Here is a 16,144-nt window from a genome sequence, read left to right on the forward strand (position 1 = left end):
AACGAGCCAGATGAACGAGCAACGCGAGACCGCCCCACTCAGTGCCGCGGCGACCCTCGGGCGGTTGTTCGACCGCCTCGGATCCACGCTGCTCTCGCTGGAGGCCGGCCACCTCGACGCCAGCACCCAGGTGTCGTCGGTCGTCCTCTTCGACCCGCTCGATCCGCCGACGATCATGAATGGCACGATCGTGCTCGGCGTCGGCCTCGCCGGTCCGACGCAGATCGCGGCGCAGATCCGCGCCCTGGCCGCCGACGGGGCGGTCGCGCTCGTCGTGCGCGAGCCCGTACCGACGAGCCGGGAGGTCGCCGAGGCGATCTCCGAAGGCAACATGGTGCTCCTCGGGCTGATCCGCGGCGCGTCATGGATCCAGGTGGCGACGATGCTGACCTCCACGCTCAGCCCGGAGGGCACGGAGAACGGCATCGTGGGTTCGGGCACCGACGCGGCCGCGGAACTGTTCGAACTGGCCGACGCCGTCGCAGCCCTCCTCCAGGCACCGGTGACGATCGAGAACCTCTCGTCGCGCGTGCTGGCGTTCTCCGCAGATCAGGCCGGCACCGACGAACCGCGTCGGCAGACGATCCTCGGCCTCCAGGTACCCGAGGTGTACGGCGACATGCACCGCGCCCAGGGCGTGTTCCGCCAGATCTACACCTCGCCGACACCGGTCTTCGTGAAGTCGGTCGTCAGCGGAAGCCTCCCCCGGGTCGCGATGCGCGTGAAGGCTGGCGAAGAAGTCCTCGGGTCGATCTGGGCGGTCGTGGAGGAGCCGCTCACTCCGCAGCGTGCGCAGGGGATGGTCGAGGCGGCCAGGGTCGTCGCGCTCACGATGCTGCGAGCGCGCGTGGCGTTCGACGCGTCGGCGCGGTTGCGGCTGGGACTCGTCAGCATGTTGCTCGACGGTGGGATCCGTGCCCGTGAAGCGGCGACGCAACTCGACATCGCCTCCGACGCCGCGTGCGTCATCGCCCTCGGCCCGGGGGATCGGGGGGCGGGCGACGAGGCGAAGTCGGAGGCCGAGCTGCAACGCGTGACGAGCACGCTGAACATGTACCTGCAGCCAATCTATCCGCGCGCCATCGCGGCACTGCTGGGCGGCGTCATCTACGCCGTCGTCCCGCTTCGGGCTGCCGATGAGCGCGCGCAGTCCGAGACGGTACAGCTGGCGCGCGAGTTCGTCTCGCGAATGGACGCACCGAGCCGGTTCTACGCCGGGGTCGGGAACGTCGTCGCGAGCGTGTCGCAGCTCACGGAGTCGAAGGCCGAGGCCGACGGCGCCCTGCGGGTGCTCCGCAGTCGGGCTGTCGCCGACGACCAGGTGGCGACGGCGGACGAGGTGCAGGTCGACTGGTTGATGCTCCGGATCTCCGATTCGCTGGCGGTCGACGGCATCGTCGCGACCGGGCCGCTCGCGGTCCTGCGTGCGTACGACGCCCAGCACGGCACTGAGTTCGTCGCGACCCTCGGCGCCTGGCTGGACCACTTCGGGGACGTCCGTTCGGCATCGCAGACCATGCACGTGCACACGAACACGTTCCGCTACCGCTTGAGCCGACTGTCGGAGATCGCGGGCGTCGACCTCGATGATGCGGACGCGAGGTTCGGGCTGATGCTGCAGCTCCGCCTCCTCGGCTGAGGCAGTGGCGGGCTGTTCGATCCGACGAGGGGAGGTTTGTTTCTCGTTCGATCGCACGATGTCCGGCGAGGATGCAGGGCGCAAGGTTGAACAACCGGTGACGCTCCACCCATCCGCCGCCCGCACATCGAACAGAAGGCCGATCGAATGACAGCACGCGCCCTCGCCACCGCGGTCCTCGCCGCCGCCGGCACGCTCGCCCTCGTCTCCTGCAGCGCCGCATCACCCGGGGGATCCTCCGCAGCGGATTTCGCTGAGGACGGCACGTTCACCACGATGATCTCGCAGGACCCCGGTGACCTGAACCCGCTCGTCACCAACCTCGTCTCCGCCCAGTTCGTCGGGGCCTACGCCTACGACTCGCTCCTCTTCGTGGACCCGGCGACGGGCGAACCGAAGCCCTACCTCGCCGAAAGCTGGGAGGACGGTTCCGACCGCGTCTCGTATACGCTCCGCGAGGGCGTCACCTGCTCCGACGGAACACCGTTCACCGCGCAGGTCGCCGCGGACAACTTCTCGTGGATCAGCGATCCGGCCAACGGCTCGCCGCTCATGGGGACGATCATCCCCGCAGGGGCCGTCGCCACAGCCGAGGGCAACGTGCTGACCGTCACCACCGAGGGGCCGTCCCCGTTCCTCCTGAAGATCGTCGGCTCGGCGGCGCTCGCCTGTCCGGCGGCGCTCGACGACCCGAAGTCTGCGAGCGCAGCCAGCGTCGGCACGGGCCCGTTCACCATCACCGAAGTGGTGCCGAACGACCACATCACGCTCGAGCGTCGCGACGACTACACCTGGGGCCCCGACGGCCTCACGACCGCTGCGGCGGGCGTGCCGAAGACCGTGACGATCAAGGTCGTGACGGACCCGAGCACGGCAGCGAACCTCCTCCTCTCCGGCGAGCTGAACGCAGCACCGGTGACGGGCGCGGACGAGGAGCGGGTGATCGGTGCGTCGCTCGATTCACGCTCCTACTCCGCCATGTCGGGCGAGATCATGTTCAACCAGTACGAGGGCCTCCCGACAGCCGACGTCGCTGTCCGTCAGGCGCTGATCCAGGCCGCCGATCTGGACACCTACACGACGATCAACACCGCGGAGAAGGGCGTCCGCGCGACATCGCTCCTCGCGCCCGAGCCCCTCATGTGCACGTACGACAGCGTCGACGGTGCCGTTCCCGGCTTCGACGCCAAGGCGGCTGCCAAGACCCTCGCCGAGGCCGGATGGACGAAGAACTCGGACGGCACCCTCGAGCGCAACGGCACACCCCTCGCCATCAGTGTCGTCTACATCAACTCGATCGACGCGCAGAGCGCCGGAGCCGAGTACCTCGCGGGCCTCTGGGAGGATCTCGGCGTCACCGTGAAGCTCGTCGGCGGCGACCGGAACGCCCTGCTCTCGAACACCTTCTCCGCCGCCGATCCGAGTTCGTGGAGCGTCGTCCTCGGCCTCACCATCCAGACCAACACACCGAGCATCCTCCCGCCGTACCTGTCCGGGCCCACCCCTCCCGACGGCATCAACTTCGCCTCCGTGGACAACCCCGCGTACTCCGAGCTCGCCACGGAGGCCGCCGCTCTCCCCGGCGACGAATCGTGTGCGAGCTGGGAGGCGGCCGAACGGGAGCTCTTCGCCTCGGCCGACATCATCCCGATCTCGATCACGGCGAGCCACATGTACTTCAACGGTGCCACAACGGTCATCGATCCGTCCGGTGGGCTCATCCCCGGTGCCGCGATCCGTGTGCTGAAGTAGCGGTCCGCATCATGACGCAGCAACAGCTCGCATCGACGACCGGAGGCGGCGCCCTCAAGGGGTCGCGTCAGCGACGCCCGGATCGCGCTCGCGGGACCTGGAGTGCGTTCCTCCTCCGGAGACTCGGTCGACTCGCGATCTCCGTCGTGGTGCTGGTCACCGTGTCCTTCTTCATGATCCGCCTGGTCCCGGGCGACCCGATCCGCAATACACTCGGCATCAACGCCTCGCCCGCCGTGGTGGAGGCCCGTCGGGAGGCGCTCGGATTGAACCTGCCGTTGTGGGAGCAGTACCTCCGCTTCTGGCAGGGCCTGTTCACGGGTGATCTGGGCGAGTCGTTCTCGCTCCAGATCCCCGTGTCGCAGATCATCACCCAGCGCCTCCCGGCGACACTCGAACTGGCGCTCCTCGCCCTCGCGACGATGCTCCTGTTCGCGATCCCGATCGGCCTCGCCGCCGCCGCACTCACCCGCGGCGGCCGACGTCGCGGCCTGGAGCTCGGCTACACCTCGGTGAGCGGCTTCTTCGCCGTCGTACCGGAGTTCCTCGTCGGTGTCGGGCTCATCTACGTGTTCGCCGTCCAGCTCCACCTGCTGCCGGTCGCCGGCCGGACCGGGCCGGAGTCGTACCTCCTCCCGGTGGCTGCGCTGTCGATCGGCAGCATCGCCGCCATGTCACGCATCGTCCGTGCCGAGGCACTCACCGTGCTCGACCAGGACTACATCCGGACGGCGCGAGCGAAGCGGATGCCGGCATGGCGTGTCTACCTGCGGCATGCGCTCCCCAACCTGCTCACCTCGGCGCTCACGATCGGTGGGCTCGTACTCGGCGGCCTGATCGCCGGCACGGTGCTCGTGGAGACGATCTTCTCCTGGCCGGGCCTCGGCCTCACGATCGTCAACTCGATCCGGGACAAGGACTACCCCGTGGCCCAGGGCGTCATCATCCTCTACGGACTCATCGTGCTGCTCGTCACCCTCCTCGTCGACATCGTCCTCGTCCTGCTCGACCCCCGCAGCGCACTGAAGGAGAACTGACATGGCGACCATGCAGTCGACCGACCATACAGACGATCCCCGACCCCTCATCGGCCGGCCGGCAGCATCGACCACGGCCCGGCCGCCGCTCGCCACACGCCCGGACGCCAGCCGGTTGTCGCGAGTGCTGCGGTCGCCCCTCGGTGTCGCCACCATCATCGGCCTCGCGATCCTCATCGCGGCGACGATCCTCGGCCCCGTCATCTGGGGTGCGCAGTCGACGGTGACGGACGTCACTCAGTTGTCCGCGAAGCCGAGCGCAGCGCACCCGTTCGGTACCGATGCGGCCGGGCGCGACGTGTTCGCCCGGGTGATGACCGCGACACGACTCTCGGTTGTCATGGCACTGGCCGCCACCGCGATCGGCGTCACCCTCGGTATCGTCGTCGGCTTCCTGCCGTCCGTCCTCCCCCGACCGGCCGCCGCATTCATCGTGAGCGGCACCGGGATCGCTCTGGCCTTCCCGTCGCTGCTCCTCGCCATCGTGCTGTCGATCTCCGTCGGAGCGAGCTCGCTCGGCGCGGTGCTCGCGATCGGCTTCGCGATGATCCCCTTCTTCGCCCGCCTCGCGCAGACCATGTCGGCAAGCATCGCCGGACGGGACTTCGTGTCGGCAGCGCGCATCCTGGGCGTGCCGCGGTGGCGCATCCTGGTCCGACATATCCTGCCGAACGTCCGCGAACCCCTCATCGTCAACGCCAGCATCGGCGCGGGCGGCTCGCTCATCGCGTTCGCCGGACTGTCCTTCCTCGGGCTCGGGGTGCAGGCGCCGGAGACGGACTGGGGCCGGATGCTCAATGAAGGACTCGCGAAGATCTACGTGAACCCGGCGACGGCACTCGCACCCGGCGCTGCGGTCATCTTCGCGGGAGTGGTCTTCACCCTCCTCGGCGAAACCCTCTCACGGGCGTTCGGCATCGACTCGCTCGGGAGCAGGCGGCAGCGGTCGAGCGCACCGCGTCCAGGCGCCGGGACGACCGCGGCCGAACGCCCCGAAGCGGCGATCGACGCTGTGCTGAGCGTGCGTGACCTGCGCGTCGCGGCCCCGGCAGGCGACGGCTGGACGGCAGCCCGTCGCCGGTGTCGACTTCGACATCGCCCCGGGCGAGATCGTCGGACTCGTCGGCGAGTCCGGCTCCGGCAAGTCCCTCACCTGCCTGGCCGTCGCAGCACTCCTCGAGGATCCGCTCCTCGTCACGGCAGGTCGAGTGCGTTTCGACGGCACTGAACTCACCCGCCAGGGCACGGTCCCCGGTCGGGCGTCCACCCGTGCGCTCGCGAAGCAGTTGGGCACACGCCTGGCGATGGTGTTCCAGGACCCGTCGACCTCGCTCAACCCCGCGCTTCGGATCGGGCCGCAGGTCGCGGAGATCGGTCTCCTGCATGAGGGGCTCGGACGCCGTGAGGCGAACGAACGGGCAATCGGCCGCCTCGCCGACGTCCGCATCCCCGACCCTGAGCGACGCGCCAAGCAGTACCCGCACGAGTTCTCCGGCGGTATGCGGCAACGGGCGATGATCGCCATGGGCCTCATGGGCGAACCGGCACTCATCATCGCCGACGAACCGACCACCGCACTCGATGTGACCGTCCAACGCGAGGTGCTCAGCCTGCTGCACGCCGTGAACCGCGAGACCGGCGCCGCCGTCCTCCTCGTCTCACACGACATCGCCGTGGTCACCGGGCTCTGCACGCGGGTCATGGTCATGTACCGCGGCCGCATGGTGGAGGACCTCAGCGTCGACGCGCTCGTGGCCGGCGAAGCACAGCACCCGTACACGCGGGCACTCCTGGAAGCCGTGCCCCACTTCGACGCCGAGCCGGGCACCCCGTTCGCCACGATCCCGGAGGGGACCGAATTCCAGACGGACGGACCCCGAACCCACGTCGCGTCGGAAGCACAGGGAGTGAACGCATGAGCAGCCTCGAGTTCCAGGGCCTCGATGTCCGATTCGGATCGGGGAGGACGGCGGTCCAGGCCGTCTCCGAGGTCGACCTCTTCATCCCGTCCGGGGCGATGGTGGGTCTCGTCGGCGAATCCGGCTCGGGCAAGTCGACCATCGCCAGGGCGGCCGTCGGGCTGCACGAACCGAGCGACGGCCGGATCCTCCTCGACGGCGTCGACGTGGCGCACGCCCGCGGGAGGAACGCGGTCCGTCGCCAACGCATCCAGATGGTGTTCCAGGACCCCTACTCGTGCCTCGATCCGCGGATGACGATCGGTGCCTCGATCGGCGAGGCCCTCGAGGTCACCGATCGTCGTTCGCGACGCGAGGGATCGTCGAACCGTCGCACCACGGTCGCGCAGCGCACGGAGCGCACAGCGGAACTCCTGCGGCTCGTCCACCTCGATCCCGACCGTGCGACCTCGTTACCGGGTGGCCTGTCCGGCGGCCAGCGGCAACGGGTCGCGATCGCGCGAGCCCTGGCTGCGGAACCCGACGTCCTGCTCGCCGACGAGATCACCTCAGCGCTCGACGTGTCGGTGCAGGGTTCCGTCCTCAACCTCCTGTCCGAGATCCGCGAACGGCTCTCACTGACCGTCCTCTTCATCAGCCACAACCTCGCCGTCGTGCGGCAGCTCTGCGACGAGGTCGCCGTCATGAGCGAGGGTCGCATCGTCGAGCACGGCCCCGTCCTCGATGTCCTCGACCACCCCGCACACGACTACACCCGCGAACTCATCGGCGCAGTACCTCGCCTCGGCGTCCCGCTGTTCACCTCGGAAGGAAGCAACGCATGACCCGCTCACTCACCATCGACGATCTCGCACGACTCGTGACACCGACGGACACCGCCATCTCGCCGGACGGCGAGCTCGTGGTGTTCACCCGCTCGGAGGTGCAGGACGGGAAGACGACGACGTCACTCTGGAGCGTCCGCGCCGGCAGCCCCGCTCGGCGGATGACGACCGGTCCCGGCGACAGCAGCCCGCGGTTCTCCCCCGACGGCCGCTCGCTCGGATTCCTCCGGGTCATCGACGGTGCACCTCAGCTGCACCGCCTCGACCTCGATGGCGGCGAACCCGTGCGCCTGACCTCGGCGTCCGCGCTTCCGCTCGGTGCCGGAGCCGCCGCTTGGAGCCCCGACGGCACGCGAATCGCCTTCACGGCCCCGGTCACCCGATCGACGGGAGCCGACCCCGATGCGCCGATCGTCACCGATCGACTCGGCTACAAGGTGGACGGCGTCGGCTGGTTGGGCGACAAGCGCATGCACCTCTTCGTCGTCGACTCGGACGGCGGGCAGCCCGTGCGTCGTCTCACCGACGGCGACTGGAACGCCGGCGAACCCGCTTGGTCCACCGACGGGACCGGCCTCGCCTTCACCGCAGACCTCGAACCCGACGGCGATCTGAACAATGTCTCCCGCGCGTATCGCATCGTCGTCGACGACCCGATCATCGCGCCGACCCTCGTCGGTTCGGCGACCTTCATCGGCGGACCCCTCCTGCGCCTCGACGACGACGCCCTGGTCGCGGTCGGTTCGGGCGAACTCCGAGTGGGGAACTCCGACCTCATCCGTCTCGGCGACGACCCCGATGAGCCAGACGTCGCGCTCACGGCGGAACTCGACCGGAACGTCATGCTCGGCGGCCCCGGTTACCCGGGCGGTCGTCCGGGACTCAGCCACCGAGGCGACGGAACCGCGGAGGTCGTCTTCTGCGTCCGCGAGCGCGGCTGGACCCACCTGCACGCGATCGGCGCAGACGGCAGCGGCCGCCGCCCGATCATCGCGAACGAGGACGAGGTCGTCTCGGCGCTGTCCGTCGCCCGTGACGCACGAAGCGCCGCCGTCGTGATCACCTCGCAAACGAGCTTCGGCGAGGTCGCGGTCGTCGACCTGGACACCGCCGAGGTGACGGTCCTCACATCGCTGACGGCCGACGCACTGCCCGACATCACGGTGCTCGCTGCCGAACAGCGACAGTTCCCGATCTCCGACGGCAGCACGGTCCACGGCTGGCTCCTGTCGTCACCCGACACCGAGGGTCCCGCACCCCTCCTCCTCGACATCCACGGCGGACCCCACAACTCCTGGACCGGAGTCGCAGACAGCGCCCACCTGTACCACCAGGTGCTCGCCGCGGCCGGCTGGCGGATCCTCACGCTGAACCCGCGCGGTTCGGACGGCTACGGGGAGGAGTTCATGCGCGCCGTCATCGGCGGTTGGGGCACCGCCGACGGACCCGACTTCCACGAGCCGCTCGACGCGTTGATCGCCGAGGGCCTCGTCGACGCCGATCGCCTCGCGGTCACCGGCTACAGCTACGGCGGATTCAACACCGCACACCTGACAGCGCACAGCGACCGGTTCGCCTCGGCCGTCGCCGGCGGTCTGGTCTGCGACTTCACGGCGGTGGCGGGCGCCTCCGACGCCGGAGGATACCTCGCGAAGATCTCCGTCGGTGGCACGGTCGTGGACGACGCGGAGCGGTTCCTCGCCGCCTCACCGATCAGCTCGGTCGGGAACGTCACGACGCCGACACTGATCCTGCACGGTGCCGAGGATCAGCGCTGCCCGCTCAACCAGGCGGAGCAGTGGTTCTCGGCCCTGCGTTCGCAGGAGGTACCGGTGCGCCTCGTCGCCTATCCGGGAGCCACCCACGCGTTCGTCGTCACGGGATCGCTGCGCCAGCGGATGGACTACAACCGTCGGGTCATCGACTGGGTCCAGCGCTACACGCCCGCGGTGCCGGCCCGATCCTCAGGCTCTGCCCGCGCCGCGCTCGACACCGCAGCATGGCAAGCCGAGCTGGACGTGCTCCGCGATCGCTACGGCGTCACCGGAGCGCAGTTCGGGATCGTGGAGCTGACCGCGGACGGGCACCCCCTCACACGCACGACGGTCGCCTCCGGTGTGCTCAACGCCGCGACGGGCGCTCCCGCGAGCGTGGACGCCCTCTTCCAGATCGGCTCCATCACCAAGGTCTGGACCACAACGCTCATCATGCAGCTCGTCGACGACGGGCTCCTCCGCCTGGAGGACACCGTCCGGTCCGTGCTGCCGGACTTCGCACTCGGCGACGAGGAGACCGCGGCGAAGGTCACGATCCGCTCCCTGCTCTCGCATCGGAGCGGCATCGACGGCGACCTGTTCACCAACACGGGCCGCGGGGACGACTGCATCGAGCTGTACGTCGCGACGCTGAAGACCGCACAGCAGGTCCACCCCCTCGATGACGGCTTCTCGTACTGCAACTCCGGCTTCGTCATCCTCGGTCGGATCGTCGAGGTGCTCCGGGACGGGCAGTACGACGCGATCCTGCGCGAACGACTCATCCAGCCGCTCGGCCTCGAACACACCGTGACCCTCCTGGAAGACGTCCCCCGGTTCGCTGCCGCCGCCGGCCACCGCCCAGACGGCGCCCCGGCTCCGGTCTGGCCGATCACCCGATCGATGGGAGCGGCCGGCAACATCGTCGCAAGCATCGGCGACCTGCTCACCTTCGCAGAGCTCGGACTCCGTCTGGGCGAGACAGCGGACGGGACACGCATCCTCTCCCGCGAATCAGCCGTCCTGATGCAGCGGGAGCAGATCGACCTGACCGACATCTATCCGTCGCTGACGGGCTGGGGGCTCGGCTGGTTCCTCGAGGAGTGGTCCGGGGCGTCGGTCTACGGGCACGACGGCGGGACGATCGGTCAGCGCGCCTACCTGCGGGTGTTCCCGGAGCAACAGCTGGCGATCGCGCTGCTGACCACCGGCGGACGGCCGGACGGGCTGTACCACGACCTCTTCGAGAGCGCCGCATCGACCGTCGCCGGCCTGCACGCTCCCGCTGGAGCCAGCCCGATCGATCGGGACGAGGTCCCGGCCGAGGCAGCTCTCGGCACCTTCGGCACGAGCGGGATCGGCATCGAGATCCGTGCGACCGAGGAGCACCTGGAGATGGTCGTGACAGAGCGCGTCAAGGTCCTGCCGGACGAGCCCGAACCGGAGGCCGCCGCGGCATCGGCCGACACGGCGAGCGCCGTCGCCCTGCCGAACGCTGACGGGGGCACCTCCGAGCCGCGGTCCGGAGCTGCGGACGGGGACGCATCTGAGGAGTCGACGGCTGAGGAGTCGACGACCGACCCGACGCCCACGCCCGCGAACGTCGTGAAACTCCTGCCGTCCTCGCTCCCCGGCGTGTGGGTCATGCGCGCGCCCGGCAGCGCGGGTTGGGCGCAGGTGCGGCCGCACCGCGGGGGCGCGTACGTCGGTCTGCGGTTCCTTCCTCGAGAAGCGCGTGACGAGGTCGAGGTATGACCGCCCACTCCACGACGGTGCACTCCCGGACCGCCTCAGGTGAATCCGTCCTCGCGGAGGCGCACGCGACGGCCGCGCACGCCGCCGAACAGAGCGGTGTCGTCGTCCGCCTGCTGGGCACGCCCGGGGAGATGGCTGCGGCGGCCGCCCTCCTGGCGGATGTGTGGGGCATGGAGGCGAAGCACTCCAGGCTCGATCCGAGCATGCTGGTCGCCATGGTGCACTCCGGGAGCTACGTCGCCGGCGCCTTCATCGACGGGAGCCTCGTCGCGGCGTCGGTGGGGTTCTTCCACCCGCCGATGGCCCGGGCCATGCACTCGCACATCACCGGGGTCCTCCGTGCGCACTCCGGGCACGGGATCGGCGCGGCATTGAAGTTCCACCAGCGCGCCTGGTGCCTCGAGCGTTCCGTCGTCACCATGACCTGGACCTTCGACCCGCTCGTCGCTCGGAACGCCTACTTCAACCTCCGGAAGCTCGGCGGCCGCGCCGTCGAATACCTACCGGACTTCTACGGGCCGATGCTGGACGACCTGAACCTCGGCCAGCCGAGCGACCGCATGCTGCTCGAATGGGATCTCGCATCACCGCTCGCGCGGCCGGCCCCGACGGAACGGCCGACCGTCGCACTGCTGATCCGCGGGCCGCAGGGGCCGATCCTCGGGCGCCCGCTCGAGGACGGTGTCGACACCGTCCGGATCGACCTCCCGGACGACATCGAGGCCATGCGCACCACGGACGCTGCGACCGCCCGTTCGTGGCGCGATGCGCTCCGCTCCGTCACCACCGGGCTGCTCGCCGACGGCTGGCAGCTCACCGATTTCGACCGCCGCGGGTTCTACCGCGCGGAGAGGACCACCCATGCACATCGTTGACGTCGAACTCATCACCGTCCGTCTCCCCCTGGTGAGCCCGTTCACGACCTCCTTCAGCACGCAGACGGAGCGCACCCCGCTCCTCGTGAAGGTCACGGCGCTCGAGGACGGCGTCCACACCGTCGGCTGGGGCGAGTGCGTCGCACTGACGGACCCGGTGTACTCGGAGGAGTACCTGGAGGGCGCGCGCGCCATGCTCGAGCGGTACCTCGTACCGCTGCTGTTCGCGCACCAGGCGGCAGGCGGCGACATCACCGCCGAGCGCGTCGGACACGTTCTGCGGCACATCGTGGGACAGCGGATGGCGAAGGCGGCCCTGGAGATGGCGGTGCTCGATGCCCAGCTCCGGGCGAGCGGCCGGTCCTTCGCGGACTCCTTCGGCGCCACCGTCGACCGGGTGCCGTCGGGCGTCTCGGTCGGTATCCAGGACTCCATCCCGGAACTCCTCGACACGGTCGGCGGGTACCTCGACGAGGGTTACGCGCGGATCAAGTTGAAGATCCGGCCAGGCTGGGATGTCGATCCCGTGCGCGCCGTCCGTGAGAAGTTCGGGGATGTGGCATTGCAGGTCGACGCCAATGCGGCGTACACCCTCGCCGATGCACCACTGCTCCGACGCCTCGACGCCTTCGACCTCCTGCTCATCGAGCAGCCGCTCGCCGAGGACGATCTCGTCAGCATGCGCAGCTGGCGACGTTGATGACCACGCCGATGTGCCTCGACGAGTCGATCGTGTCGGCGGAGCGCGCGGCCGACGCGATCGCATGGGGTGCCGCCGCCATCATCAACATCAAACCCGGGCGGGTGGGCGGCTACCTGGAAGCGAAGCGGATCCACGACATCGCCCGAGCCAATGGTGTCGCCGTGTGGTGCGGCGGCATGCTCGAGACCGGCATCGGACGCGCCGCGAACGCGGCACTCGCTGGGATGCCGGGATTCACGTTGCCCGGAGACATCTCCGCGTCAGGACGCTTCTATGCCGAGGACCTGACCGAGCCGTTCGTGCTGGACGCCGGCATGATCGCGATCCCCACGGGGCCCGGTATCGGCGTGACGCCCATCCCCGAACGGATCGAGGAGGCGACCATCCACTCGGTCACCCTCCGGCCCAGCTGAACCGGCCGGTCCGGCTGCCGGTTCGCCCGAATCCTCGGGCGTACTCGGCTCTGGTGCACACCTCAGTCCGGCGCGAGGAAGGTCGCAAGCAGGAGGGCCGCAACGCCCGTGCTCGCGGCGAGCGCCGTCACGGCGACTCCGAACACGGCGAGCACGACGACGATCCAGCCGGAGATGCAACTGATGGCGGTGAGACACCGGCCGATCAGCATGGTGGCGCCCTGCAGCGGGCGCGGTGCGTGGAATCGGCGGAGTTGTTGGACGGACATGGTGCCTCCCGGGGTCGATGGACTTCGAGTTCATCGCACGGGATGTTGCGGCAGCGTCAACGATCGTCGACGAATGGACTACTTCGCGTCGGCGTAGGACGTGACGACGGCCGTCGTCACCGGGAACTCGACGGGGGCGTTCCCGAAGATGAGACGACCAGCCTCCGCCGCCGCTTCGCGGACGAGCGCGACGACCTCGTCGGTCTGCACCAGTGGACAGTGCACGACGATCTCGTCGTGCAGGAAGAACACGAGGTGTGCCGAGGAGGTGAGATCGGCGCCGGTGCCGGATTCCCGCGCGGCGAGCGCCTGCAGCCGCGTCCGCAGGCCGGCCATCCAGCACAGCGCCCACTCGGCAGCCGTCCCCTGCACGACGAAGTTGCGCGTGAACCGCCCCCAACTGCGCGCCTCCATGCGGGCCCGCTGCGTCGCGGCGGCGTTCGCGCCCTCCATCGAGGCCGCCGACTGCACCTCGCGCCAGTCGGCTCCGGGTAGCGGCGAGCTGCGGCCGAGCCGCGTCGTGACCCGCTCGCCGCGCTCCCCCGCCCGCGCCGCCGTCTCGACGAAGCCGATCGCTTGCGGGAACGCTTTCGCCAGTCGCGGCAGGAGTCGTCCGCTCTCACCCGTCGTCGAGCCGTACATCGCCCCGAGCATCGCGACCTTCGCGTGCGGGCGGGTGTCGACAGCACCGACGTCGACCATGCCCTGGTAGAGGTCGACCCCACGACCGGCGTCGGCCATGGCCCGATCGCCCGACAACGCCGTGAGGATGCGGGGCTCGAGCTGTGCTGCATCGGCGACGACGAACCTCCACCCCCTGATCGGCGAGGACCGCACCTCGCACCTGGTGCGGGAGCTGGAGCGCTCCGCCGCCGTCGGACGCCCACCGACCGGTGACGACGCCGCCAGGGACATAGGTGGGGCGGAAACGGCCGTCCTTCACCCAGGTGTCCACCCAGGTCCAGCCGTTCGCGGTGAGCAGGCGGGACAGCTTCTTGTACCGGAGCAGCGGCTCGATGACCGGGTGCTCGATCTCCTGCAGCTCCCACTGACGCGTCGAGGTGACGTTGATACCCGCGCGCTGCAACGCCTTGAGGAGTTCGCCGGGCGACTCAGGGCTCAGCTCACGCACCTGGAGTGCTGCCATGACCTCGTCGAGGACGGCGGTCAGCTTGCTCGGGCGGACACCCGGTGGCACACGCGGGCCGAGGGCGTCGGCGAGGATGCGATCGTGCATCGCCGCATCCCACGGCAGCCCCGCGAAGGTCATCTCTGCTGCGATGAGCGCGCCGGCGGACTCGGCGGCGAGGAGCAGGCCCAGTTGGGAGCGGCCCTGCGGGCTCGCGCCGTCGACCGCGGCGCGCTGGAGGGCGAACTCGGCGAGCGGGTCTCGGTCGCCGCCGGGGAGGTCGAGGTCGAACAGGGTGCCGACGGCTTCGGCGCGCTGCGCGATGCGGGGATCGAGCACCTCGTCCCAGGGGCCGAGCGGTGCGGCGGCGAGTTCGGACGCCGCCGTGAACACCGCGTTCCGCAGGATGTTGTGGCAGAGCCGGAGGTCGACGCAGCGGGCGACACGGACTCCTGCTGCAAGGAGCGCCGGATACCAGAGCGTCGTGTCGTCCCACACCCAGCGCGGCTGGACGGGGCCGGACTCCTGCCGTCGGACGAACGCTGGGAGCTCTGCCCGAGGGATGACGGTGTCCGTGGCCCCCTCGACAGGCTCGGGGAGCGGAGCGGGGGCGGCGAGCGGAGAAGGGTCGGCGAGCGGAGCGTCCTCGAGCTGCACGACGCGCACCCGGGCGCCGTCGAGCTGCTGGAGGACGATGTGCACCACCCCAGTCTGCCGTGACCCGCCGACGCCGCCAGACGCGAGTCCTCGCGGGGAGGTCTCTCTTGCAGCCCGCAGCAGGAGAACAGCGCGAGGGCAGGACCGAAATTCGGGCGGATTCAGGCGGTCAGTGCAACACCATTGGCTGGTGGGTTCGAGAGTAGTTGGTCGAGGGCTTCTTTTGGAGTTGCCCAGTGCAGGGTTTTCCGCGGCCGTTCGTTGAGTTCGTTGGCGACGAAGTCGAGGTAGTCGCGGTGGTAGCCGGAGAGGTCGGTGCCTTTCGGGAAGTACTGCCGCAGGAGCCCGTTCGTGTTCTCGTTGCTCCCTCGCTGCCAAGGCGAGTGTGGGTCGCAGAAATAGACGCCCATCTCTAGCGCTGCGGTGATGTTCCGGTGGCCGGCGAGCTCGGATCCTTGGTCCCAGGTGAGGGTTTTGCGGAGGAAATGCGGGAGTTTGCGCATCTGCTCGATCATCGCTCCCTGAACCTCGATCGCGCCGTGTCGATCTGGCAGATGCAGCAGCATCACGAACCGTGTGCTCCGCTCGACAAGGGTCCCGATCGCGGAACCGTTGTCCTTACCGACGATCAGATCACCCTCCCAATGACCCGGGACTGCCCGGTCCTCGACCTCCGCGGGGCGCTCGCTGATCATGACCATGTCCGGGATGCGTTTGCCACGGCTCGTCGCGCGTCGGGCTGGTTTGCGCAGCGCCCGACCGGTTCGCAAGCAGTCCGTGAGCTCGCGTCTGAGCGCTCCGCGGCCCTGGACATACAACGATTGGTAGATCGTCTCGTGGGACACGCGCATCTCCGCCTCGTCAGGGAAGTCCAACGGCAATCGTCGCATGATCTGTTCCGGGCTGAGCTTGCGCAACAGTCCCGCCTGGACCGCATCACGCAGCCGATCGTTCAGAGCGAGTTTCGAGGGCTTCGGACGAGCCAACCGCTGATCAGCTCGACGCTGGGCAAGCGATGGCGAATACCGCCACGGGACGGTCACCGGGCGTCCGAGCTTGGACCGGGACCGGTACTGCTGACGATCAAGATTGCGACGGAGCTCTCGCAACACGGTCGACGGGCTGCGCCCGATCGACGCCGCGATCGCGCGGATCGATCGCCCTTGACTGATCCCGGCATGGATCTGCTCACGCTCGCTGATACTCAAGAAACGACCTGACGGCGGAAACAACGACAATGGCACCATCCCGCCAGCATTCCGGAACCACACGTCACCCTGCTGAGACGAAATCCCAGCAGCCTTCGCCGCATCCACAGACGTCGCTCCGTCACGAATCCTCGACCAGAACACTCGCTGCACCACACGGGCCATCAGAACCGTCATCAACACTCCAAAACATCAGGATGTTGCACTGAT

Annotated in this window: 10 protein-coding genes and 2 pseudogenes; 9 read left to right on the forward strand and 3 right to left on the reverse strand. The window is 69.2% G+C overall.

Features of this window, described 5'->3' with window-relative positions; translation table 11 throughout:
• Nucleotides 1-10: 10 nt before the first annotated feature.
• From ABMA10_RS21750 to menC, 9 genes and pseudogenes are all read left to right on the forward strand, one after another.
• Nucleotides 11-1,639, forward strand: coding sequence for a PucR family transcriptional regulator (locus ABMA10_RS21750; RefSeq protein ID WP_431031005.1), 1,629 nt, complete (start codon nucleotides 11-13; stop codon nucleotides 1,637-1,639).
• A 147-nt stretch (nucleotides 1,640-1,786) separates the two neighbouring features.
• The gene (locus ABMA10_RS21755; protein ID WP_347867372.1) at nucleotides 1,787-3,391 is read left to right on the forward strand and encodes an ABC transporter substrate-binding protein; all 1,605 of its coding nucleotides are present in this window, start codon (nucleotides 1,787-1,789) and stop codon (nucleotides 3,389-3,391) included.
• An 11-nt stretch (nucleotides 3,392-3,402) separates the two neighbouring features.
• Nucleotides 3,403-4,428, forward strand: a complete 1,026-nt coding sequence (locus ABMA10_RS21760; RefSeq protein WP_431031006.1) for an ABC transporter permease — start codon at nucleotides 3,403-3,405, stop codon at nucleotides 4,426-4,428.
• A 1-nt stretch (nucleotide 4,429) separates the two neighbouring features.
• On the forward strand, nucleotides 4,430-5,656 hold the full coding sequence (locus tag ABMA10_RS21765) for an ABC transporter permease (RefSeq protein ID WP_347867374.1): 1,227 nt from the start codon (nucleotides 4,430-4,432) through the stop codon (nucleotides 5,654-5,656).
• Entirely contained in the window at nucleotides 5,538-6,347 is an 810-nt protein-coding gene (locus ABMA10_RS21770) for an ABC transporter ATP-binding protein (RefSeq protein WP_347867379.1), read from the forward strand. Before ABMA10_RS21765 ends, ABMA10_RS21770 begins: the two co-directional genes overlap by 119 nt.
• Nucleotides 6,344-7,171 (forward strand): ABC transporter ATP-binding protein, encoded by an 828-nt coding sequence (locus tag ABMA10_RS21775; RefSeq protein ID WP_347867375.1) that lies wholly within the window; start codon nucleotides 6,344-6,346, stop codon nucleotides 7,169-7,171. The genes ABMA10_RS21770 and ABMA10_RS21775 overlap by 4 nt, the downstream gene beginning before the upstream one ends.
• Nucleotides 7,168-10,680 (forward strand): serine hydrolase, encoded by a 3,513-nt coding sequence (locus tag ABMA10_RS21780; RefSeq protein WP_431031007.1) that lies wholly within the window; start codon nucleotides 7,168-7,170, stop codon nucleotides 10,678-10,680. Before ABMA10_RS21775 ends, ABMA10_RS21780 begins: the two co-directional genes overlap by 4 nt.
• Nucleotides 10,677-11,555, forward strand: coding sequence for a hypothetical protein (locus ABMA10_RS21785; protein WP_347867377.1), 879 nt, complete (start codon nucleotides 10,677-10,679; stop codon nucleotides 11,553-11,555). The genes ABMA10_RS21780 and ABMA10_RS21785 overlap by 4 nt, the downstream gene beginning before the upstream one ends.
• Nucleotides 11,542-12,671, forward strand: a pseudogene (gene menC / locus ABMA10_RS21790) (o-succinylbenzoate synthase). Before ABMA10_RS21785 ends, menC begins: the two are co-directional and overlap by 14 nt.
• Before the next feature lie 62 nt (nucleotides 12,672-12,733).
• On the opposite strand, the gene ABMA10_RS21795 reads toward menC, so the two are convergent.
• The 3 genes and pseudogenes from ABMA10_RS21795 to ABMA10_RS21805 form a co-directional block, all read right to left on the reverse strand.
• Nucleotides 12,734-12,940 carry a hypothetical protein gene (locus ABMA10_RS21795; protein ID WP_347867378.1) on the reverse strand — a complete coding sequence of 69 codons (207 nt, stop codon included), beginning with the start codon at nucleotides 12,938-12,940 and terminating at the stop codon, nucleotides 12,734-12,736.
• 78 nt (nucleotides 12,941-13,018) lie between these two features.
• A pseudogene (locus ABMA10_RS21800) lies at nucleotides 13,019-14,633 on the reverse strand (bifunctional 3'-5' exonuclease/DNA polymerase).
• Between the two features lie 254 nt (nucleotides 14,634-14,887).
• Nucleotides 14,888-16,111, reverse strand: a complete 1,224-nt coding sequence (locus ABMA10_RS21805) for an IS30 family transposase (RefSeq protein ID WP_431030660.1) — start codon at nucleotides 16,109-16,111, stop codon at nucleotides 14,888-14,890.
• Nucleotides 16,112-16,144: the final 33 nt, after the last annotated feature.

The sequence above is a fragment of the Plantibacter sp. RU18 genome (genome assembly GCF_050613355.1).
Classification (GTDB): domain Bacteria; phylum Actinomycetota; class Actinomycetes; order Actinomycetales; family Microbacteriaceae; genus Plantibacter.

Excerpts from the sequence above, each read along its gene's own strand:
- ABMA10_RS21750 (WP_431031005.1), top strand. The coding sequence starts at position 11 with ATGAACGAGCAACGCGAGACCGCCCCACTCAGTGCCGCGGCGACCCTC.
- ABMA10_RS21755 (WP_347867372.1), top strand. The coding sequence starts at position 1,787 with ATGACAGCACGCGCCCTCGCCACCGCGGTCCTCGCCGCCGCCGGCACG.
- ABMA10_RS21760 (WP_431031006.1), top strand. The coding sequence starts at position 3,403 with ATGACGCAGCAACAGCTCGCATCGACGACCGGAGGCGGCGCCCTCAAG.
- ABMA10_RS21765 (WP_347867374.1), top strand. The coding sequence starts at position 4,430 with ATGGCGACCATGCAGTCGACCGACCATACAGACGATCCCCGACCCCTC.
- ABMA10_RS21775 (WP_347867375.1), top strand. The coding sequence starts at position 6,344 with ATGAGCAGCCTCGAGTTCCAGGGCCTCGATGTCCGATTCGGATCGGGG.
- ABMA10_RS21780 (WP_431031007.1), top strand. The coding sequence starts at position 7,168 with ATGACCCGCTCACTCACCATCGACGATCTCGCACGACTCGTGACACCG.
- ABMA10_RS21785 (WP_347867377.1), top strand. The coding sequence starts at position 10,677 with ATGACCGCCCACTCCACGACGGTGCACTCCCGGACCGCCTCAGGTGAA.
- ABMA10_RS21795 (WP_347867378.1), bottom strand. The coding sequence starts at position 12,940 with ATGTCCGTCCAACAACTCCGCCGATTCCACGCACCGCGCCCGCTGCAG.
- ABMA10_RS21805 (WP_431030660.1), bottom strand. The coding sequence starts at position 16,111 with ATGACGGTTCTGATGGCCCGTGTGGTGCAGCGAGTGTTCTGGTCGAGG.